This is a genomic window from Streptomyces griseus subsp. griseus (genome assembly GCF_000720255.1).
In the GTDB taxonomy this organism is placed as follows: domain Bacteria; phylum Actinomycetota; class Actinomycetes; order Streptomycetales; family Streptomycetaceae; genus Streptomyces; species Streptomyces griseus_I.
In genome coordinates this window covers 15,780-36,041 of record NZ_JOJE01000059.1, presented here as the reverse complement: position 1 = coordinate 36,041, position 20,262 = coordinate 15,780, and the positions used below count along the sequence as shown (strand labels likewise).

Genomic DNA, 20,262 nt, shown 5'->3' with positions numbered 1-20,262 from the left:
CGGTAAGTTCCCGTACACACGCACGCGAGCGACCGGGGGCCGATCACCCATGACTCATCCGCCGTACGGCCACCAGCCCCCGCCCCCTCCGGGCTTCGGCCCCCCACCCCCGCAGTACGCGTACCCGGCACCCCAGCCGACGGCCCCGGCCCCCTCAGGCCCGGAGTTCCTGGCAGTCGATCGCCACAACTCCATCGTCGTCGATCCCTCAGGCGTCGCCTTCGAAGACCACGACGTCACCGCAGAGTTCCCCTGGCACGAGATCCGCAGCGTCCACTTCAAGGCAAGCCCCAACGGCAAGGCCCTCATGATGGCCGTCGTCCACGTGGACGGCAGATTCTACGAATGCGTGGTCACCGCGAAGCCGAGGGAGCAACTGGGGCAGTGGTTCGCCCAGCTGGCGGCGGTGCTGGGGTATTACCGCCCGATGGGCTGACCATGCGGTTCGTCGGATTCTTCCGTGAGCTGGGGGGAGGCCGACTCGGCCATCTACAGCGAGGGCATTTCCCCACCTGGCCCACCGGGCCCCTCCCGTCGAGCAAGCCCGCCTGATCGACATCTCACTGCTGGTCAGCCGCAAGCTCGGCTTCCACACCGCTCCCGGAGCGTGCTCCTCCGAAAGCCCTACCGGAAGGGGATGTTGAGCCATGGGCTGCCGGGGTCGGTCATCAGGATGCGGTGGGCGGCGACCATGTCGGTGTACCACTCCCCGAATTCCTCCTCGTCGAAGTGCAGACACCGCCCGAGGATGTAGCCGGCGGAGAAATCCTGCCAGGACCGGTACGAGCGCGCCGCGGTCCGCCCGGCCTGAACCACGGCGGACTCGGCTTCCTGCAGCGTCCCGAACCGGGCGCCGAGCCCCCACCGCGCCATCTTCGAGGCCCGCCCGAGATCCCAGGCATCGACGGAGCTGACGTACCCGCCCTCGTCGAGCACTCCGTCGGCGCGCATCCGGGCCTCGTAACGCGTGATACGTCCGATCAGCCGCTGCACACCTTCGATCCGCGCCTCCGTCTCGGACTCGGGCCGCGGCTCGGTCTGGGTGGCGCCGTCCTCGGTGATCACGACCGAGCCGGCGGAGTTGGCCCGGATGACGTTGGCGGCGGCCTGTCGCCAGTAACCGGCGTCGACATGACCGCCGAAGTCACGGGCGATGGTGCGGCGCAACTGGAGCACGAACTGCCATACACCGCTGTGCGACTCACATTCCTGGAGGTCCTTCAGAGCGGTCAGCCACTCGTCACGGGTGGTGATGCCCCACCACTCACGCAGGCGTGTGCGTTCCCTTCGGTAACCGGTGCCGTGCCACGCCATGGCGTTCCACAAGGAACCGTTGTTGACGCAGAGAAGGGCCCCGCAGGCGAGTCCATGGGCGACCGGACCGTGAAGCGGGCCACCGACTCTGAGGGTGCGCAGGCACAGGGAGGGGGTGGGGTCGCTTTCGCTTCGGGAGTACTGGGCCCACCCTGCGGAATGCGGCGGGGCGGAGGGGAGGAAAGCCTCACACGGGCTGCCGGGATTGACCACGATCAACGGCGGATCGGTTGGCTCCCACACCCGGGCAAACCATCTCAGGGACCTGCAGTCGAAGACCCGGCCCGGTTCCGGAGCCGGAAGCATCCCCGCGGTGAACACCGCCCATACCGCACCGCCGGTCCGTAGATCGCGCTCGAACACAGGGAACGTCTTGTCCGGCTCGATGTCGGTCCTGTCCCGCCGGATCTGGAAGTACAGCCTGCTCTGCGCGAGCGTCTGGAAGTAAGTCCCCCAGTCGTCCCGAGATCTGGCCTCGAACAGCGCCTGCTCGATCTCCGTGGGAGGTGTCCAGACAGGCGGGTTGACGGGCCCGAGACTGGCAGGTGGCGGACCGAATGACATGCGGTGTTCTGTCCTTCACGGAGGTGCGGGAGTGCAATTATGCCGGTTCTGCGCCGCACTCCTTCCGGCCTACGTCTGTCACCGCTCGCACGTCGGCACAGATCCGCGAATGACGAGAACCGGTGGACGCGAACCCCGCGTTGCGTTCCGCAACACGCCGATGTGATGATTTCGGGCATGGCTGATCAGGGGGGCAGCGGCCCGCAGGAACGTGGACGCAGGTCGCGGCTGGACGACTACGTGGAGATGGCCGAGCCGGTCGCCGCGGACGGCGAGACCCCGCTCGGCGGCACCGCATCACCGACGTCCGCCCCCGCGCCGGAACCCCCCGAGCAGCCCTCGATGGCCACGGCCCCCGCCCCGGCCGCCCCGGAAGACATCGCCCGCGCCCGCCGGGAATTCGGCGCGCTGCTCGGCGAGTTCCGCCGTACGCCCGTACTCGTGCCGCTCGACACGGACGAGGCCCCCCTGGTCGGGGACTACGGCGGTATCCGCTGGATCTAGGCCTTCTCGGACGAGTCGGCGCTGGCCAGGTTCGCGATCGCGAGGGGCGAAGGCGAGAGGGCGTGGGAGTACCGGCGCGTGCTGGGAGCGCGGCTGCTGGACGCCGGTGTCCCGGCGACGGGCGTGCCGACCGGGGTGGCGCTGGACGTGGGCAGCGACGGGGACGGCGTGCTGTTCCCGCCGGTGACGGGGATCGTGCCGGACGCGGCCGCGGTGGACGCGGAGACGGTGGACGGGGAGGACCGCGATGAGCGGTGAAATGCACGCCAGGGGCAGCGGCGGCGGCAAGGACCTCCAGGCGGTCGGCCTCGAGGCCATCGCGCAGGGCATCACGATGACCCTCTCCGAGCTGAAGGAGCTGGGCATCGACAGCATGGCCGGTTCCGGCCGTGGCTTCGAGGATCTCGCCCTGTCGGGGCTGGAGTTGGGGCACGAAGGGCTGACCTCGGCCTTCAAGTCGTTCTGCGAGCGCTGGGAGTGGGGCGTACGCGACCTCGTGATCGAGGGCAACGTCTTCGCGCAGAACGTCGGCCTCTCGGCGGGCACGATGTACGAGACGGACCAGTACGTCGAGGGCGCCCTGAAGATCGGCGTCAACTCCCTGGTGGGCAACCCGTACGCCTCCGAGGACGAGGTCACGCAGATGGGATGGCGCCAGATCGCCACCACCGGCATGGACTCCATGAGAAACCCGGACTACAGCGAGGAGTCCTTCGACCAGGCTTGGGAGAACAGCAAGCAGGGCTGGAAGGACGCGGGCCGCGACATGATGACCTCGCAGGCGATGGCCGGTCCCATCCCCGGCCCGCTCAACCTCCGGCAGGCCGCGCGAGGATTTCGGCGACGAGCTGGCCTCGGATCTGGGTGCCACTCCGGGTGAGCAGCAGCTCGGGCAGTCTGATCAGGCGAATGAGCTGGTCCATGGCAATCCGGGCACGATCCGGGCGTCGGCCGCGCATCTGAAGGACTTCCGTAAGCGTTCGGGATTCGTCGATCCTATGGCCTTCAGGGCGTTCAAATTGATGAGGGTGAACTGATGTACACGATGGAGCAATCGGAGCGCCTGGCGGCGGATTTTCTCCGGCAGTTGTCAGCCGACTGGGACAATGAAGTTACCCTTTTCGAAGAGGATGAGTGCAAGGCGAAGAAGGGTGATTTCTTTTACTTCGCTTTTCAGTCGGTGAAGTACGTCACGACCAGAAACTCCCAGTACTTCCTCTACGGACCTTGTCAAATTTCGGTACATAGTGTGACTGGCGAATGTCGATTGCTCAGCGTCCAGGAATCACTCGCAGTGGACCCTTTCAATCGCCGGAAGGGACAGGTGGCCCGGTCTGCTGAGGGTGAACTGATGTATACGCAGGAGCAAGCAGAGCGGCTGGCCGCGGATTTTCTCCGTCAGGAGACTGTCGGCGCGGGTCTCGAGGCTGCCCTGGTTGACAAGGACAGCTGCAAGGGGGAGAAGGGCGACTTCTTCTACTTCATCTATAATTCTGTCCAGTATCTCACTACCGGGGACGACAGGTATGCCCTTTACGGTGCGCCTGCCATCGCGGTGCACAAGGCAACCGGCGAGTGTCGATGGGTCGGTAGGCAGGAATTCTCGGAAGTAGATCCTTTCAATCACCGTGAACTGATGTATGCACAGGGGCAAGCAGAGCGGCTGGCCGCGGATTTTCTCCGGCGGGAATCTGCTGGTTGGGACAACGAGGTCGCCCTGTTCGAAGAGGGCCGTTATAAGGCAGCAAAAGGTGACTTCTTCTACTTCGGCTTCCAGTCTGTCATGTACTTGTCGACCAGGGATGACAAGTACATGCTCTATGGGCCCACCTGTATTGAGGTGAACAACGTAACCGGCGAGTGCCGATGTGTCAGTGTGCAGGACTTGCAGGCGGCTGGTGACCCGTACAACTGGTGGCGCTGACCTCCACGAGGATTTCGGCGACGAGCTGGCCTCGGATCTGGGTGCCACTCCGGGTGAGCAGCAGCTCGGGCAGTCTGATCAGGCGAATGAGCTGGTCCATGGCAACCCGGGCACGATCCGTGCGTCGGCCGCGCACTTGAAGGACTCCCGCAAGGCGTTCGACAAGGTCGGCGACGGTATGCGGACGCTGGACTCCTCGCATTGGAAGGGCGAGGCCGCCGACACCTTCCGCGAGAAGTTCGCGATGCACCCGACCAAGTGGCTGCACGCGGGAAGGCTGACCATGAGAATGAATGTGAAGATGACGGAATTGACCGGGGGTGTTCTGCCGCAGGTCCGGGGCGATGATGTTCCGGCATCATATCGTGCGATTGTCCAGGATGGCTGGATTGTAGGGGAAGGGGGAGCCCTCCTGCTCGTGGCGCTATATGCCGGGTATAGCGGTTCTTCTTTCGATACCTTTGAGGACGTCACGCATTACGAGGCCACGGTTAATGGCCGGGGGATGATGGATTATGACCTTCCGTCTCAAGGGCCGGGCAGGGTGGATCGGCTCCTTCGGCGTTCGCTGGCTTACGCCTGTCTGGCACTTCGCGCCGCGCTCACAGGCGAGGAGAAGATCATGGGTTATGTTTCCATGTCGGAAGGAGGGTTGTCTGGTGACATTATGACGGGACACGTAACATTCTGTGTCAGTCATTCAAGTCTGCAGCCATACCTGGGAGATATTCAAAACTATACCCAAGAGGCTCTACTTGAGGTTAGTCAGGAGGATGCATTGCAGTTGTTGCCTCGAGATACACCCTGAATGCGCACCAGTTGCACGAAAAGTGGGCGGGTGGCCGTTGAGAGTGATACGTCTGGGCGCTACCGGGTGTTGAACAAGCCTGGCGGGGATCACGATTTCTTCTGTACGGAACAGGCAGGTGGGATGCTTGATGGGTTCGGATATTTCTTTTCGCCTTCGAGGATGCGGTCTAGAGGTGCTCGGCCGCTTCGAGGGGGGCGGCCCGACCGTCGAAGAGGCATTTCACCGTGATGCGTTCCGCGTCGTCTCCGGCGTGGTTGACGAAGGGCTGATACCTCGCTCAGTTGGCGAGGCGGTGCGTTCGGTGGATGAAGCTATTGCTGAGATGGCGACTGCAGCCTCCGATGAGTGGACAGAGGCTGCAGTAACCGGCTCCCAAGCACGGAGTGACCTGCGTAGGATCGCCCACGAAGCGATGAACGCTGTCCGCCAGGTGCAGTTCGAGATCGACTAGGGCCCTCAGAATTGCTGTGAAGGGGGCGCGAATTGGACGTAGCGCATGTCTGCCTGCTTACGGCAACCCCCGCACATGCGCCCCCACCGCGTTCGACCAAGCACTCCCCGCAGCCGCATCCCAATTAGTCGACCACGTCATAGCCCCCCGCAACTCCGGATAAGTCCGCGCCGGCCTGAACGACCCGCACCCCGTCCCCTTCGTCAGGCAGTCCAGCGCCGCGTTCACCACCGAAGGCGACACATAGCCGCTGCCCGCACCCCGCGTCGACGCCGGCACCCCCAGCCCCACCTGGGACGGGGACAGCCCGCCCTCCAACTGGATGCAGGCCAGGGCCGTGAGGAAGTCCACCGAGCCCTGGCTGTAGACCTTTCCGTCGCAGCCCAGCATGGAGCCGCTGTTGTAGTACTGCATGTTGACGACCGTCAGGATGTCCTTCACCTGCAATGCCGTCTGGAAGTAAGTATTCGACGTCGACTGCATGTCGATCGTCTGCGGTGCCATCGTCAGGATCAGGGAGGGGCCGGCCTTCGCCGCCAGTGAGCGCAGTGCCTGCGTCATGTACGTCGCGTTCAGCCCGTTCTCCAGGTCGATGTCGACGCCGTCGAAGCCGTACGCCTGCATCAGGGCGTACACCGAGTTCGCGAAGTTCGTCGCCGACGTCGGGTCGTTCACCGACACCGTGCCGCGCTCGCCGCCCACCGAGACGATGACCTTCTTGCCGGCCGCCTGCTTCGCCCTCACGTCCGCCTTGAACTGGTCGACCGTGTAGCCACCCAGGCCCGCCGAGTCCAGGGTGAACGTCACCGCGCCCGGGGTGGAGGTCGCGTCCGCGAAGGCCACCGCGATGATGTCGTACGCCGACGGGACGTCCGAGATCCGTTGGACGGTCGCGCCGTTGTTGAAGTTCTGCCAGTACCCGGTGACCGCGTGCTTGGGCAGGCCCGTGCCGCCACCCGAAGAAGAGGTGGTCCGGCCCGTCACCGTCGCCGACTTCCCCGACTCGCCCGCCGCGTTCGTCGCCGTGACCTGGAAGGAGTACGACGTCGAGGCGGCGAGGCCGGTCACCGTCGCCGAGGTGCCCGTCACCGCCGTCACCTTCGTGCCGGAGCGGTAGATGTTGTAGACCGTCGCCCCCGACACCGCGTTCCACGCCAGCGACACCGACGAGGAGGTGGCGCCCGAGACCGTCAGGCCGCCGGGCGTCCCCGGAACCGTCGGCTCCGGGTCGCCGCCCCCGCCACCGTCCGGGCCGTACACCGACACGTCGTCCGCGTAATACGCCGCCTGGCCGTACCACCCGTGCGTGTAGATCGTCACCGACGCCGTCGACGCGCCCGTCGTGAACGTCGTCGACACCTGCTTCCAGGACGACGAATCCGGCGTCCACGTCGACACGTCCGTCGTCCCCGTGCCGGTCGCGCCCAGGTACGCGTACCCGCCCCGCACCCACGCGCTCAGCGTGTACGTCGAGTTCGGCCGTACCGCCACCGTCTGGGCGCAGCGGGCGTTGTCCTGGCCGGCCGGGGTCGCTCGCAATGCCCCGGTGCCCGAATGCGTCGGCGACGACACCGCCGTACCGCTGCCCGCCGAGCACGTCCAGTCGCTCAGACCGGACTCGAAGCCGGCGTTCTCGACGTTGTTGATGTCGTTGAAGTCGTCGATGTCCGCCGCGGATGCCCGGCCGGGGAGTAACAGGCAGAGCGCGGCGGCAACAGTCGCACTGACGAGTCGTGCGCGGTGCATGGTGCCTCCGTGGGGGAGTGGGAGGTCAGAGGTCCACAACTTGGTCCAGACCAATCGAAGTGTCAAGGGCACCGGATGTGGAGAATCCGTGTGCGTAACCTGCCCCGCTTTGCCGCGACTTGGGCGATGTCAATTGCCTACCGGCTGCGCAAACGCTGTTCTCCGGTCACAGGCGCGTGGATACAGTGCTGAGGTAGTCACGCAATGAAGTCACCTCGGTGCTCCGGAGTAACTCCCGCCGCGCCGACGGGCGGGGATAGGGGAGCTGCGCGTGCCAACTGCCATTGCCGTGACCAGTGCCGACATGGCGCTGCCACCGCAGGACGAGCGGACCCTGCCCGCCGTCGTGCTCGACGACTTCGCCAGCGTGCCGCTCGACCGGGCGGTCGGCGTGCTCCAGGCCGTCATCGAGCAGCACGGACATGTCGTCGTCGCGTACTCGGGGGCCGTACCGGCCGCGGTGGAGCGGCGGTTGTACACCGTGCGGTCGCTGCTCGAGAGTGACCGGATCGCCCTGTTCCGGCCGGAGTTACCGCCTCTCGGACTCGCCGTGCTCGTCCGTCAGCTGCGCCAGCTCGCCTCCTGCGACCTCAGCCCGGGCGTGCTCGCCTCGGCCGGGCGGCTGCTGACCCACTACATCCACGCCGGGGCGCTGCTCGGTTCCGTCGCCCGCCTCGACCGCGTCCCGGTGAACCTCAAGTCGCACGCCCGGTCATGGATGCCGGGCAGCCTCTTCGGCGTGGTCGCCCATCCGCAGCCGCAGTTGGTGAAGATCGGGCCCGAAGCCCGCCTCACCGGCCCCGACTTCGACACCTCACTCCTCGTCGCCAAGGGGCAGCTCCAGTCCGACTGGGTCACCGCCACCCTGGCCCCCGCCTGGCACGCGCAGGGGATGCGCGAGGTACCGCTGCCCGCCGAGTCCGCCGACTGGTGGGGGACCGGCAAGCTGATCGAGTTCTGCGCCTATCTGCCCGACCTGTCGGTGCTCTACCAACTCGTCACGTCCGTGCGGCAGACCGTCTGCCACTGGTGCGGCGTCGACGTCATAGGGGACCGCTGCGTGTTCTGCTCCGCGACACCGCCCGTGTACGAGGGTGCCTCACCCGGGTACGACATTCAGCTGTACGACGGTCAGACCCGCGCCGGCTGACCGGCCCGACTCCTCCTCTTGCCCCCCGCCCGCCCGACCCGACCCCCAACGAGGTTGCACGGTTTCATGAACTCCCGTCAGCGCCGCGGCGTGATTCTTCTGATCCTGTCGGTGTTGTGCGCGATCGGCGCGTTCGCCGGCGTGCTCTCCGTCATCAGCGACGTGAAGTCCAAGGTCGGCCCCGAGGTCGCCGCCTACCAGCTGAAGAGCGACGTGCCGCCGTACACCGCCCTCACGGCGGGGCAGTTCGAGAAGATAGAGATGCCCAAGCGCTGGCTGTCCGCCAACGCGGTCACGGACCTCGCCGAGATCCGGGGGAAGATCGCGGTGACTAAGCTGCAGCAGGGCTCCCTGCTGCAGAGCGACATGATGGTGGACCAACCCGCCCTGCAGCCCGGGCAGCAGGAGGTCGCCATCATGATCGATGCGGCGACCGGTGTCGCCGGCAAGATCACGCCGGGATCCACGGTCAACGTGTACGCCACCTTCGAGGGTGATCGGGAGGGTGACCCCGATCAGTCCAAGATCATCGTAACAAACGCCAAAGTGCTGGACGTCGGGGACCTGAAGGCCCTCGAACCCGACCCGGAGGACCGCACCCGGGAACCCACGGATGCCGTTCCGATCACCTTCGCGCTCTCCTCCCTCGACGCCCAGCGCATCACGTACGCCGAGTCGTTCGCCAAGCGGGTGCGGCTCGCGCTGGTGGCGCCCGGCGGCGACAGCACGGTGCCGGACAAGGACCGTACGTACGAACTCACGAAGGACAAGTGAGAGGCCGCCATGCCCACGAGGATCCTCCCGGCAGTCGGCGACCCGGACGCCGTCCGCTCCATCACGACCCTGCTCAGCCAGCTCCCGGACGCCGAACCGGTGGCCCCGGTCGTCGACTCCACGCAGCTCGTCGACACCCTCGCGCGCCTCGCCGCCGAGTCGGTCGACGAACTGCCCGAGGTCGTCGTCGTCCACGAGCGGATCGGGCCCGTACCGGCCCTGGAGCTCATCCGCGAGGTCGCCCTGCGCTTCCCGGCCGTCGGCGTCATCCTCGTCACCACCGACGCCAGCCCCGGCCTCTTCGCCGCCGCCATGGACTCCGGTGCCCGCGGCCTGGTCGCGCTGCCCCTCAGCTACGAGGAACTCGCCCACCGCGTCCAGGCCGTCGCCCAGTGGTCGGTGGGTGTCCGGCGCCATCTCGGGCACGGCGCCGACGTGTTCACCGGCGTCGGCGGCACCGTCGTCACGGTCAGCGGCGCCAAGGGAGGCGTCGGCACCACCCTCACCGCCATCCAGCTCGCCCTCGCCGCCCAGGCGTCGGGCCGCGGCACCGCCCTGCTCGACATGGACCTCCAGACCGGCGACATCGCCTCCTACCTGGACGTCCAGTTCCGCCGCTCCGTCGCCGACCTCGCCACCATCACCGACATCTCGCCGCGCGTCCTCGCCGACGCCGTCTTCCGCCACGACACCGGCCTCGCCCTCCTGCTCGCGCCCGGCGAGGGCGAACGCGGCGAGGAGGTCACCGACCGCGCCGCCCGCCAGATCGTCAGCGCCCTGCGCTCCCGCTACGAGGTCGTGGTCGTCGACTGCGGCGCCCAGCTCGGCGGTGCCGGCGCCGCCGCCGTCGAGATGGCCGACACGGCCCTGCTGGTCACCACCCCCGACGTGCTCGCGGTCCGCGGCGCCAAACGCACCGTCCGCATGTGGGACCGCCTACAGATCCGCAAGGCCGAGGAGACCACGGTCGTCGTCAACCGCCACACCCGCGGTACGGAGATCCAGCCCGCCCTCATCAGCAAGATCACCGGCACCGGAGTCGCCTCGACCACGGTTCCCGCCAACTTCAAGGAACTCCAGGGTGTCGTGGACGCGGGCCGGATCCACGCTCTCGACAACAAGAGCACCGTTAAGCAGGCCCTGTGGGGTCTCGCCGGTGAACTCGGGCTCGTCAAGGCGAGCGAGGGCGCCGGCCACCGCGGCAGCCGGGGATCCTCGGTCGGCTTCCGGCGGCGACGGGACGGAGGGGGGTGAGCATGGCCTTGAAAAGGCGGCTGCACGGGGATCGCGGCCAGGTCACCATCGAGTTCCTCGGCATGACCCCGGTGATCATCGTGACCCTCGTGCTCGTGTGGCAGTGCGTGCTCGTGGGGTACGCCTACACGCTCGCCGGGAACGCCGCGGACGAGGCGGTGCGGGCGGGGACGGCGGCGTCGCCGGACGCGCGTCAGGGAGCCTGCCAGGCGGCGGGGCTGAAGCACCTTTCGGGGGCGTGGAAAGGAGAGGTGGAGGACTGCGACGGGACCGGCTATGTGCATGCCACCGTGACGGTCGAGGTCCCGGTCCTCTTCCCGGGCAATATCTCCTTCCCGTTCAAGGCGACGGGCCACGCCGGTGCCGTGGAGGAGGCGAAGCGCTGAGATGTCGTACGACGGTGAAGGGCGCCGGTGCCGGCGGCGCGACCGCGGCCAGGTCGCCATCGAGTACCTCGGGTTCGTCCCCATCCTCATGCTGGTCGCGCTGGCCGGGATCCAGCTGGGCATCATCGCGTACGCCGCACAACAGGCGGGTACGGCGGCGCGGGCGGGGGCGCGGGCTGCCTCGCTCGGGGGGAGCGCACAGCAGGGCTGCCAGGCCGCGGTCAGCGACTGGATCTCCGTCAGCTGCTCGCCCGAGCCCGGCGGCGACGAGGTGAAGGTCACCGCCACCGTCCAGATCCCCTCCGTCGTCCTCATCTGGGACTTCGACCCCGCCGTGAAGACCGCCACCATGCCGATCGACCACGAGCCACGAGGAGCGTCGACCCCATGAGCCTGCGGGCACGCATCAACTCCCCCGAGGAGCACGGCAGCCGGGGCGAGGACGGCCACCTGGTCGCCTCCTACCGGGCCAAGCTCCTCGAGGAGATCGACCTCGCGGAGATGAGCTCGCTGGCCGCAGCCGAGCGCAGGGCGCGGCTGGAGCGGGTGCTCGGGCACATCATCAGCCGTGAAGGCCCGGTCCTGTCGACGGTGGAGCGCTCCCAGCTGATCCGCCGGGTGGTCGACGAGGCACTGGGCCTCGGCATCCTGGAGCCGCTCCTCGAAGACGCGTCGATCACCGAGATCATGGTGAACGGACCGGACGCGATCTTCGTGGAACGGGCGGGCCGCGTCGAGCAGCTGCCGCTCCGCTTCGCCTCCCACGACCAGCTCATGCAGACCATCGAGCGCATCGTCTCGACGGTCAACCGCCGCGTCGACGAGTCGAACCCGATGGTCGACGCCCGGCTCCCGTCCGGTGAGCGCGTCAATGTCATCATTCCGCCGCTGTCGCTGACCGGCCCGATCCTCACCATCCGCCGCTTCCCGCGCTCCTTCACGCTGCACGAGCTGATCGGCTTCGGCTCGCTCGACGACCACATGCTGTTGCTGCTGGCGGGTCTGGTGCAGGCGAAGTTCAACGTCATCGTCTCGGGCGCGACCGGCACCGGCAAGACCACCCTCCTCAACGCCCTCTCCGGCCTGATCCCAGGCGGGGAACGCATCATCACCATCGAGGACTCGGCGGAACTTCAGCTCCAGCAGACGCATGTGATCCGCCTGGAGTCCCGGCCCCCCAACGTCGAGGGGCAGGGGCAAATCACCATCCGCGACCTGGTCCGCAACTCGCTCCGCATGCGCCCCGACCGGATCGTCGTCGGTGAGGTCCGCGGCGGTGAGTCCCTCGACATGCTCCAGGCGATGTCCACCGGCCACGACGGCTCCCTCGCCACCGTGCACGCCAACAGCGCAGAGGACGCGCTGACCCGGTTGCAGACGCTGGCGTCGATGTCCGACGTGGAGGTGCCCTTCGTGGCGCTGCACGACCAGATCAACAGTGCCGTCGACGTCATCGTGCAGCTCACCCGGTTCGCCGACGGCGCCCGTCGCATCACCGAGATCGCGGTGCTCGACAGTCACGGCGGGGAGCCGTACCGGCTGGCCACCGTGGCCTGTTTCGACGCCCGGCCCATGACCTCCGACGGCCGTGTGTACGGCGCCTTCCAGTACTTCCCGCTCCCACGCCGCACCGCCGACCGCCTCTACATGGCGAGCCAGCCCATCCCCCAGGCCTTCGGCGTCGCCCACCGGGCGGACCAGCTGACCACCCGAGAAGCCAGGTAGGCAGGACAGCCCATGGACCTCCAGACCCTCGTCACCCTCACCACCGGCGTCACCCTGCTGACCTGCGCCCTCGCCGTCGCGGGGCTGCACATGTACGCCAAGGGCAGGGCCCAGCAGGCGGCCCTCGTCGACCGCCTCTCGGCCGCCGGACAGCTCCCGGAAACCGGCCGTCGACGCCGCTTCCGCAACCTGGACCGACGCCTGCGCGGTACGAGACTGGGCCGGTCGCTCGAACTCCGGCTGGCGGCGACGGGTCTCGACGTCACCCCGGGCGAGTTCTTCGCCGGCATGCTGGCGGTGGTCGCCGGCCTGTGGCTCATCGGGCAGGCCACGCTGGCACCCTTCTTCGGCCCCATCGCCGGGCTGCTCGGCGTGTGGGCCGCGGTGCAGTTCCTCAACTGGCAGCGACAGAAACGCATCGAGCGGTTCATCAACCAACTCCCCGAACTCGCCCGCATCCTGGCCAACGCCACCCAGGCCGGCCTCGCCCTGCGCACCGCGATCGGCATGGCGGCGGAGGAGCTGGAGGCCCCGGCCGGCGAGGAACTGGCCCGGGTCGCGAATCAGTTGACGCTCGGCCACTCCATGGAGGACGCGCTGGGCGCACTGGCGGACCGCCTCCCGTCCCGCGAACTGGTCGTCCTGGTCACCACGCTGGTCCTCTCCAACCGAGCGGGCGGACAGGTGGTCGGCGCCCTGCGCAACCTCACCGAGACGCTGGAGGAGCGTAAGGAGACACGACGCGAGATCCGCACCCAGCTCTCCCAGGTCAACATGACGTCGTACGCCGTTCCGGTGATGGGTGTGGGCTCCCTGTTCCTCATGAACGGCGTCAAGGACGGCGCCCTGGAACGCATGACCGGCTCGCCGCTCGGCCAGGGCGCGGTGATCATCGCGTTCGTGCTCTATGCCGTCGGCTTCGTCCTGATCCGCCGTATGTCGCGGATCGACGTCTGAGGGGCGGGCGACCATGGGACTTCTGCTGGCACTGCTGATGGGGCTGAGCGTCTGGGGCGCCTTCGCCGGCATCCGGATGTACCGCGCGGACGCCAAGCTGCCCTCCGACCTGGCCCTCGCCCTGGAGGTCGGTGCCACCCGCACCGGCGCCGTCGACTCCGTCGTCGACCGCATGGGCATGCGCTACGCACCCGCCGTACTGCGCCTCATGGGCCCCAAGCAGGTCGCCAAGTACCGCCGCAAGATAGACCTGGCCGGCAACCCCGGCGGCCTCACGATCGACCGCTACGCGGCCCGCCGCGCGGTCTACGGCGCACTCGGTGGCACGGGCTTCCTGGTGTTCCTCCTGCGGGGCAACTTCTTCGTGGCCCTGCTCCTGCTGGCCTTCGGGGCGTTCTGGACGGAGGTCGGCATCTGGTCGGCGATCCGCATCCGCAAGGACGTCATCGAGCGCACCCTCCCCGACTTCCTCGACGTCCTCGCGGTGGTCGTCAGCGCGGGCCTCGGCTTCCGCCAGGCACTCGATCGAGTGGCGTCACGCTACGAGGGCCCGTGGGCGGACGAGATCCGCATCACGCTCCGCCAGATGGACCTCGGCATGAGTCGCCGTGAGGCCTTCGCGGAACTGCGCCGCCGCAACGACTCCGAGCAGGTCGCCATGTTCGTCACGGCACTCCAGCAGGGCGAGGAACTGGGCGCGCCGATCGTCGACACGCTCGTCTCCATCGCCAAGGACATGCGCCGCACCGACGCGCAGAACGCCCGTCGCAAGGCCGCTCGCGCGGTACCCAAGGCCACCATGATGATCACCACGTTCATGGTCCCGGCCACCATGCTCCTGCTCGGCGCGGGCCTTCTCCTGGGCTCCGGCACGGACTTCGGCACGCTCACGGGCGAGTAGGGGAGGGCGACGCGATGACGACGACGAGGGACCGGGCGGAGACGGCGGGGCGGCGGGAGCTGCCCGAGCTTCAGGAGCCGGCAGGGAGGTGGGTGCTGGAGGGGCGGCCGGTGCCGCTGAACGACACCTCAGCGGCTGTCGACAGTGACGTCCCGCAGGAACCAGTCGCCCCCGCCGTCCCACTCCAGGTGAACGCGGTGCAAGCCATGTGCCGGCAGGTCTTCGGCTTCCGGCTGGCCATGATCGCGCTGGCCGCTCCGGCCGCCCTCCTCAACGCCGCCCCCGGTGTCCCCACCCGCCTCGTGGCCACCGCCGTGATCCTCACCTTCATGGGCTCCTACGTCCTGTTCCGCGACTGGGAACGCTTCGGCCCCCTCCTCCTGCGCCACCCCGCCCTCCTCGCCGCGGACACCCTCTTCGGCTCGCTCCTGCTCATCTCCGCCGGCCCGGACACCACCCTCGCCTACGTCAGCGTCTGCACCCCTCTCCTCGCCGGCATCGTCTACAGCTGGCGCGGAGCGGCCTTCTTCGCCTCCCTCCAGTCGCTGATACTGCTGCTCGTCTGCACCACCACCAAGGGCCTCGGCTCCACCCCCGCCGAGACCCTGCTGCTGCCCGGCTTCTGCGTCATCACCGGCGCGGTCGGCTCCAGCCTGCGCGGCCTGATGCTCCGCTTCGGCACCGCCACCCAGGCCCTGACCGAGGTCCGCGCCCGGCTCGCGGCGACGGAGGCGGTCGGCGCCGAACGCGCCCGCCTGGCCCGCGAGATGCACGACTCCGTCGCCAAGACCCTGCACGGTGTGGCCCTGGCCGCCGACGGCCTCGCCGCCTCGGCCGGCGCAGGCCGCCCGGACCCGGCCCTGGTCCGGCAGCAGGCCGAACTCGTCGCCCGCTGCGCCCGCCGCGCCGCCGCCGAGTCCCGGGAGCTCCTGGCGGACCTACGCAGCGAGCCCGACACAGAGACGGGTACGGACGTACTGACGGAACTGTCCCGGCGTACGGCGGACTTCAGCACCCGCACGGGTGTTCCGGCGACATACCGTCCGACGGGCTCGGGGCCCGTCCCGCGTGTTCCGTCGGCGGTGGCCCGCCACCTGCTCACGATCACCGCGGAGGCCCTGGACAACGCCCACCGCCACGCGTCCCCCTCCCGGGTCGAGGTGGAGGTGGGCGTCCACGAAGGCTGTCTGCGGGTGACGGTCTACGACGACGGACGCGGGCTGCCTCCCGGCACCAGCCTCGAACGACTGTGCCGCACTGGCCACTTCGGCCTGGTGGGCATGGTCGAACGGGCCGCCTTGGTGGGCGCAGGCCTCCGCATCGGACGCGGTACGCACCCCACGGGCACGGAGGTCCGCCTGGAACTCCCGCTGGGCACGGTGACGTCCGGGGCCGCCGCCCACGTATGAACTGACGGGAACGCCCGACGGGAACGGACAAGACGAGAGGAGGCCGCCCGATGCCAAAGCCACCCCCACCGAGCCCCTTCGAGGACTCCCCGCCGCCCGCCCCGCTGCGGGTGGTCGTCGCCGACGACAACCCCGTCGTCCGCGCGGGCCTGACGGCACTCCTCTCCGGCCGCGAGGACATCACGGTCGTGGCGGAGGCCGCCGACGGCCGCGAGGCGTACACGGCCGCCCACCTCCACCGCCCCGACGTGGTCCTCCTGGACGTCCGCATGCCCGGCGTCGACGGCATCGAGGCACTCCCGCACCTGGTCCGCCTCGCCCCGGTCATGATGCTCACCTACAGCGGCGAGTCGGAGATCGTGCGGGAGGCGTTGCGGAGAGGCGCGGGCGGCTATCTGGTCCACGGCGAGTTCACGGTGGACGAGCTGGTCGCCGCGGTACGGGACATCAGGCGGGGCCGCCCGCACTTCACGCCGACGGCGGCGGCGGCGCTGTTGGCGCATCTCCAGGAGAGTGCGGGGAGCGCGGGGAGTGCGGGTGCACATGATGAAAATACCTCTACTCCCCCTGTTTCAGCGAGTATCGAGAAAGTGCTTTCGCAACTGCAACCATCTGTGGGACAGTCTTCATCGGCACGGTCGAGGTTCCGGCTCAGCGCGAGGGAGGCGGAGATCATGGACCTCATCGCATCCGGCATGACCAACCAGCAGATCGCCGCCACCTGCTTCATCAGCGAGAAGACCGTCAAGAACCACATCAACCGCATCTTCGCCAAGCTCCACAGCACGAGCCGCACGGAGGCGACGGCGAAGTGGCGGGGGGAGCGGTGAGGAGCGTGAGCCGGCGCGGGGGGTTGGGCCTCGACTGGGTCCGGGATTGGGCCCTGGGGCCCTGGGGGGAACGGGGATCTTCGGCTTACGGTCCCGGTAAGGCGACCCCCGGAAGGGAACACCATGAGCGACCTGATGCTGAAGACGGCCGTCGCGGCCAAGGTGCGCGTGAGCGGCTGGAAGAACACGACGGTCGAGGCGGTTCGGCGGCGTGGTGGCGACAAGGGGCAGACCGCGGTCGAGTACCTGGGCATCATCGCGGTAGTTGTGGCGATTGTGCTGGCGATCACCGGCACCAACATCGGGCAGACGATCCTCAACAAGATTCAGCAGAAGATCAACGAAATCACCTGATGCCTGCACGCAGGTGCAGTGATGCAGGGCAGGCCTTCCCCATCTACATCACGGTGGTGGCGGGCCTGCTCTTTCTCGCGTTCGCCTATCTCGCGGTCGGCCAGGGCGCGGTGAACCGGAACGGTGCCCAGACGGCAGCCGACGCGGCAGCGCTTGCGGCGGCCCAGGACACTCGGGACCAACTCGCAGGGCAATGGTTGAGGGACCTGCTCGACCCGGCAAAATGGCAGGACAGCTTCGACGGCAAGCTGGACCATGATCCGAACTCGTGTCCACGTGCTTATCAGTTGGCGGAGCTCAACGACGCCGACGGATCGTGCGAGCCCGATGGACCGCTTGCCTACAAGGTCGTCGCCACGGCCAAGAAGCCCGTCGGAGACTCCATCGTCCCTGGCACGGAAGGCATCTACGCAACGGCGGAGGCGAGGGCCGTCATAGAGCCTCTCTGCGACAAGCCCCCAAGCCAGCCGGCCGGAAGTCGCGCATTGCCCCAGCTCACCTGCAAGGGCAGCGGGAAGTGGACCCCGGACCCGGCTGACAGTAAGAGCCTCCCGAAGCCCGAGGACCTCTTCGACGTCCACCTGGCCGACTGACAAGCGAACGACGAGTGGAGAAGGAAGCAGAGCGATGAGCATTCGGTTCACTGCGAAGGCCCGCAGGGGGGTGGCCGCGCTGGTCGTCGCGGCCGGACTGGCCAGCGGTGTGGCCGGCTGCGGCGGGGGCGGAGACGGAGGCGATGACAAGAAGCCGGAGAAGTCGGCGTCCGCCTCCAAGGATGACGGATCCCAGCCGAGCGCTCAGGAGGGGCAGTCGGAGGCGCCGGTGGCCGAACTCAAGGGTACGGAAGGGCTGCTGCTCCAGATCACCTCCGCTGAAAGGGACTCGGGCGGCTTCGTCACCGTCAGCGGCAATCTGAAGAACGACGGGGCCAAGTCGGTGGTCATCCCGGCCCAGACCAGTGGTGATGAAACTGAGGTCATCAAACACGGCCCCTCGTTCGGTGGCGCCACGCTCGTGGACTCCAAGGGGAAGAAGCGCTACTACGTCCTGCGGGACACGGAGGGGCGACCGCTCACGACCGCGGGCCTCGGAACTCTTGAGGCGGGCCAGTCTCTCCCGGTGTTCATGCAGTTCCCTGCTCCTCCTGCGGGCACCGCTGAAGTCACCTTGCAGGTGCCGACGTTCTCCAGCGGCACGATCAAGATCACCGGGTGAGGGCCACATGACCGACTCCCTCGCTCGCACGACTCCGCGCCTCGCGTTGGTCGTCACCGCGGTCTCCGTCATGGTCGCGTCCAATCTCTTCATCGCATCAGCCCACGCAGACGACTCGCCCAGCGTTCCCCCGGGCACCGAGGCAAGCGCCGCAGCCCCCGTCCAGGTCGACCCCAACGACCCCGACCTCAAGCTCCCCGAGGGCGTCACCCTCGCCTCCGCCAAGGTGCTGGACATCAAGTCGGTCGTGGAGGACCAGAGTGGTGACGAGCGCAGGGAGGACACCAACGCGGACGTGAAGTTCGCTCTGCAAGCCGAAGTCCTCTTCAGCAAGGACAGCGCCAAGCTGAGCGCCGAGTCGACGGCGAGGATCGTCGCCATCGCCCAGGAGATCAAGACGCAGAACGCGACCAGGATCCGCGTCTTCGGCTTCACCGACAACCTCGGATCCTCCGCCCACGGCGACGTCCTCTCCCGCCAGCGCGCCAACGCCGTACAGGCGGTCCTTGACGGCGAGCTGAACGATCCGAACGTCACCTTCGACGTACGCGGCTACGGCGAGCAGTACCCGATCTCGTCCAACGCCACGGAGGAGGGCCGGAAGAAGAACCGACGGGTGGAGGTCACGTTCCCGCGATCCGGGAGCTGAACTGGTGTCGGCGTTGCAAGGGTTGAGTGCCCTCCGGCAGTCATCCGGAAGGGCACTCGTGCGGGTCTGCATCAGATGTGGATCGCCAGCATCCTGACAGCGACCTGCTCGTCAGTCGTCGGCCTCGTCGCCCTCGGGTTTTTCGGCGGGCATGGCGATGACGAACACGCCCTTGCCCTGCACTCCTTGCACGATTCCCTCGGCTTGCAGCGCCTCGATCGCTGACTTGATGGTCCGGCGGCTGACCAGCCCGCCCGTCTCCTGCTCCAACTCGTGGTGAGAAGGGATCCGTCGGCCAACCGGGATCTCGCCCCGTCGGATGCGCTCGCGCAGGGCGGACGCGAGCTGCAAGTACATCGGGGTGATGCTCTCCCGGTCGATCTCTATCATGCCCCGGAGCGTAAAAGGTCAGCTCAGGCCAGCATAGGACGACCTATCACGTGAAAGGACGTACCAAGACGTACCAAGTGTCGTAGAGTGGATGTCGGAAGAAGACCCCCGCGACGGTGGGCGCCGTCCGGGGGCATGGCCACCAGCCTCTGAGGAGCTGATGACAGTGAGCATTATCCACGCGCTGTTGCGCTGGGCCCTGGGCGTGTGCGCGCCCGGCACCGGCAGGAGGAGGGCGGGAACGCTCCCCGCCGCCGTACCGACCTTCGCGCACGAGTCGGAGGCAGCCGGCCCGGCTGCCGTACGGCTCCCCGTGCACCGCTCCCCATATGGACTGCCCGTGCCGCTCGACGGCCGGGCGACGGCGCCGGTCCGTCCCTACGTGCTCGCGGCGGAGTGGGCCTACCGGGAACGGGAGTTGGAGCGGGCGCGGCAGACACGGCGCCGTGTGGCCCTGGTCCTCGCGGCGGACTTCGGCGTCGACCTCGACCGGCATGTGGTCGGCGCGGAGAGGGCGGCGTGATGGGCACGGAGGGTAAGGCGTCCCGTCCGCCCGTGCGGATGTGCGTGCGCTGCCAGGTGACCACCGCGACTCCGGTCGTGGTCAGCGTGGTGCACCAGAACTCGGGGCCGGGTTTCGTCGTGTACGCGTGCCGGGCGTGCGCCGTGCACTTCCCGCCGCAGCCGGATGTCCTCGCCGCCCTGCGACAGTCCGGCCGAGCCGAGGTCGAGCAGTGAGCCCGGGGCCTGGCGCGGCGGCGGACATGCGGGCGCTGTCGCCGGAGTGCACGCTGGCCCGTCAACCCGGCTACGAGGACGTACACGGCGCGTGCCGCAGACTGACGGACATCCCGCTGCCGTACGGCGGAGGACTCCTGCTGGTGCGCCGCTGTGACTGCGCCTGCCACCGCCCGCCGCACCGTCGCGAGGAGTGACGCCAAGGAGTCGGCTCCT

At 68.2% G+C, this 20,262-nt stretch carries 28 protein-coding genes; 25 read left to right on the top strand and 3 right to left on the bottom strand.

Features of this window, described 5'->3' with window-relative positions:
- Positions 1-49 precede the first annotated feature (49 nt).
- A complete protein-coding gene (locus IG99_RS40450; RefSeq protein WP_037683418.1) occupies positions 50-436 on the top strand; it encodes a hypothetical protein in 387 nt (128 codons plus the stop codon).
- Between the two features lie 188 nt (positions 437-624).
- On the opposite strand, the gene IG99_RS51010 is transcribed toward IG99_RS40450, so the two are convergent.
- Complete coding sequence (locus IG99_RS51010) at positions 625-1,314, bottom strand: DUF1266 domain-containing protein (protein WP_234312120.1); 690 nt, start codon at positions 1,312-1,314, stop codon at positions 625-627.
- A 741-nt stretch (positions 1,315-2,055) separates the two neighbouring features.
- Between IG99_RS51010 and IG99_RS52250 the strand changes: the two genes are divergently transcribed.
- The 7 genes from IG99_RS52250 to IG99_RS40420 all read left to right on the top strand — a co-directional run bounded on the left by IG99_RS52250 (position 2,056) and on the right by IG99_RS40420 (position 5,568).
- A complete protein-coding gene (locus IG99_RS52250) occupies positions 2,056-2,382 on the top strand; it encodes a hypothetical protein (protein ID WP_394298080.1) in 327 nt (108 codons plus the stop codon).
- 78 nt (positions 2,383-2,460) lie between these two features.
- Positions 2,461-2,640 (top strand): hypothetical protein, encoded by a 180-nt coding sequence (locus tag IG99_RS52245; protein WP_394298079.1) that lies wholly within the window; start codon positions 2,461-2,463, stop codon positions 2,638-2,640.
- Positions 2,630-3,262: a hypothetical protein gene (locus tag IG99_RS40435; RefSeq protein ID WP_158973343.1), complete on the top strand. Its 633-nt coding sequence runs from the start codon at positions 2,630-2,632 to the stop codon at positions 3,260-3,262. Before IG99_RS52245 ends, IG99_RS40435 begins: the two co-directional genes overlap by 11 nt.
- Positions 3,231-3,419 (top strand): putative T7SS-secreted protein, encoded by a 189-nt coding sequence (locus IG99_RS52240; RefSeq protein WP_394298081.1) that lies wholly within the window; start codon positions 3,231-3,233, stop codon positions 3,417-3,419. The genes IG99_RS40435 and IG99_RS52240 overlap by 32 nt, the downstream gene beginning before the upstream one ends.
- Positions 3,419-4,306 (top strand): hypothetical protein, encoded by an 888-nt coding sequence (locus tag IG99_RS51005; RefSeq protein WP_234312119.1) that lies wholly within the window; start codon positions 3,419-3,421, stop codon positions 4,304-4,306. Before IG99_RS52240 ends, IG99_RS51005 begins: the two co-directional genes overlap by 1 nt.
- The gene (locus IG99_RS51840; protein WP_324606168.1) at positions 4,281-5,114 is read left to right on the top strand and encodes a putative T7SS-secreted protein; all 834 of its coding nucleotides are present in this window, start codon (positions 4,281-4,283) and stop codon (positions 5,112-5,114) included. The genes IG99_RS51005 and IG99_RS51840 overlap by 26 nt, the downstream gene beginning before the upstream one ends.
- A gap of 130 nt (positions 5,115-5,244) precedes the next feature.
- A complete protein-coding gene (locus tag IG99_RS40420) occupies positions 5,245-5,568 on the top strand; it encodes a hypothetical protein (RefSeq protein ID WP_158973342.1) in 324 nt (107 codons plus the stop codon).
- Between the two features lie 57 nt (positions 5,569-5,625).
- On the opposite strand, the gene IG99_RS40415 is transcribed toward IG99_RS40420, so the two are convergent.
- Positions 5,626-7,314, bottom strand: a complete 1,689-nt coding sequence (locus IG99_RS40415; RefSeq protein WP_037683413.1) for a chitinase — start codon at positions 7,312-7,314, stop codon at positions 5,626-5,628.
- A gap of 304 nt (positions 7,315-7,618) precedes the next feature.
- On the opposite strand from IG99_RS40415, the gene IG99_RS40410 reads away from it, so the two are divergent.
- The 14 genes from IG99_RS40410 to IG99_RS40345 all read left to right on the top strand — a co-directional run bounded on the left by IG99_RS40410 (position 7,619) and on the right by IG99_RS40345 (position 18,918).
- The gene (locus IG99_RS40410; protein ID WP_078948208.1) at positions 7,619-8,464 is read left to right on the top strand and encodes a hypothetical protein; all 846 of its coding nucleotides are present in this window, start codon (positions 7,619-7,621) and stop codon (positions 8,462-8,464) included.
- Between the two features lie 66 nt (positions 8,465-8,530).
- Positions 8,531-9,238: a Flp pilus assembly protein CpaB gene (cpaB, locus tag IG99_RS40405; protein ID WP_037683411.1), complete on the top strand. Its 708-nt coding sequence runs from the start codon at positions 8,531-8,533 to the stop codon at positions 9,236-9,238.
- 9 nt (positions 9,239-9,247) lie between these two features.
- On the top strand, positions 9,248-10,492 hold the full coding sequence (locus tag IG99_RS40400) for an AAA family ATPase (RefSeq protein WP_037683410.1): 1,245 nt from the start codon (positions 9,248-9,250) through the stop codon (positions 10,490-10,492).
- 2 nt (positions 10,493-10,494) lie between these two features.
- Positions 10,495-10,878 carry a TadE/TadG family type IV pilus assembly protein gene (locus IG99_RS40395; protein WP_037683408.1) on the top strand — a complete coding sequence of 128 codons (384 nt, stop codon included), beginning with the start codon at positions 10,495-10,497 and terminating at the stop codon, positions 10,876-10,878.
- 1 nt (position 10,879) lies between these two features.
- A complete protein-coding gene (locus tag IG99_RS40390; protein WP_037683405.1) occupies positions 10,880-11,269 on the top strand; it encodes a TadE/TadG family type IV pilus assembly protein in 390 nt (129 codons plus the stop codon).
- On the top strand, positions 11,266-12,603 hold the full coding sequence (locus IG99_RS40385) for a CpaF family protein (RefSeq protein ID WP_037683404.1): 1,338 nt from the start codon (positions 11,266-11,268) through the stop codon (positions 12,601-12,603). Before IG99_RS40390 ends, IG99_RS40385 begins: the two co-directional genes overlap by 4 nt.
- A 12-nt stretch (positions 12,604-12,615) precedes the next feature.
- On the top strand, positions 12,616-13,560 hold the full coding sequence (locus IG99_RS40380) for a type II secretion system F family protein (protein ID WP_037683403.1): 945 nt from the start codon (positions 12,616-12,618) through the stop codon (positions 13,558-13,560).
- A gap of 13 nt (positions 13,561-13,573) precedes the next feature.
- Positions 13,574-14,461, top strand: coding sequence for a DUF5936 domain-containing protein (locus IG99_RS40375; protein ID WP_037683401.1), 888 nt, complete (start codon positions 13,574-13,576; stop codon positions 14,459-14,461).
- 14 nt (positions 14,462-14,475) lie between these two features.
- Positions 14,476-15,870 (top strand): sensor histidine kinase, encoded by a 1,395-nt coding sequence (locus IG99_RS40370; protein ID WP_324606167.1) that lies wholly within the window; start codon positions 14,476-14,478, stop codon positions 15,868-15,870.
- A 50-nt stretch (positions 15,871-15,920) separates the two neighbouring features.
- Positions 15,921-16,700, top strand: coding sequence for a response regulator transcription factor (locus tag IG99_RS40365; protein ID WP_037683400.1), 780 nt, complete (start codon positions 15,921-15,923; stop codon positions 16,698-16,700).
- 123 nt (positions 16,701-16,823) lie between these two features.
- Positions 16,824-17,054, top strand: coding sequence for a hypothetical protein (locus IG99_RS40360; RefSeq protein WP_199815719.1), 231 nt, complete (start codon positions 16,824-16,826; stop codon positions 17,052-17,054).
- Entirely contained in the window at positions 17,054-17,647 is a 594-nt protein-coding gene (locus tag IG99_RS40355) for a pilus assembly protein TadG-related protein (RefSeq protein WP_037683397.1), read from the top strand. The genes IG99_RS40360 and IG99_RS40355 overlap by 1 nt, the downstream gene beginning before the upstream one ends.
- 34 nt (positions 17,648-17,681) lie before the next feature.
- Positions 17,682-18,269 carry a hypothetical protein gene (locus IG99_RS40350; RefSeq protein ID WP_037683396.1) on the top strand — a complete coding sequence of 196 codons (588 nt, stop codon included), beginning with the start codon at positions 17,682-17,684 and terminating at the stop codon, positions 18,267-18,269.
- Positions 18,270-18,276: 7 nt separating this feature from the next.
- Entirely contained in the window at positions 18,277-18,918 is a 642-nt protein-coding gene (locus tag IG99_RS40345; protein WP_037683395.1) for an OmpA family protein, read from the top strand.
- Positions 18,919-19,029: 111 nt separating this feature from the next.
- Here IG99_RS40345 and IG99_RS40340 read toward each other — a convergent pair whose 3' ends face one another.
- Entirely contained in the window at positions 19,030-19,308 is a 279-nt protein-coding gene (locus IG99_RS40340; protein ID WP_037683394.1) for a GntR family transcriptional regulator, read from the bottom strand.
- A 160-nt stretch (positions 19,309-19,468) separates the two neighbouring features.
- On the opposite strand from IG99_RS40340, the gene IG99_RS40335 reads away from it, so the two are divergent.
- Genes IG99_RS40335 through IG99_RS49280 form a run of 3 tightly spaced genes read left to right on the top strand, consistent with a single transcriptional unit; the run spans position 19,469 to position 20,243 of the window.
- Complete coding sequence (locus IG99_RS40335) at positions 19,469-19,831, top strand: hypothetical protein (protein WP_037683393.1); 363 nt, start codon at positions 19,469-19,471, stop codon at positions 19,829-19,831.
- The gene (locus tag IG99_RS40330; RefSeq protein WP_037683392.1) at positions 19,831-20,046 is read left to right on the top strand and encodes a hypothetical protein; all 216 of its coding nucleotides are present in this window, start codon (positions 19,831-19,833) and stop codon (positions 20,044-20,046) included. Before IG99_RS40335 ends, IG99_RS40330 begins: the two co-directional genes overlap by 1 nt.
- On the top strand, positions 20,043-20,243 hold the full coding sequence (locus IG99_RS49280; RefSeq protein WP_158973341.1) for a hypothetical protein: 201 nt from the start codon (positions 20,043-20,045) through the stop codon (positions 20,241-20,243). Before IG99_RS40330 ends, IG99_RS49280 begins: the two co-directional genes overlap by 4 nt.
- Positions 20,244-20,262 lie beyond the last annotated feature (19 nt).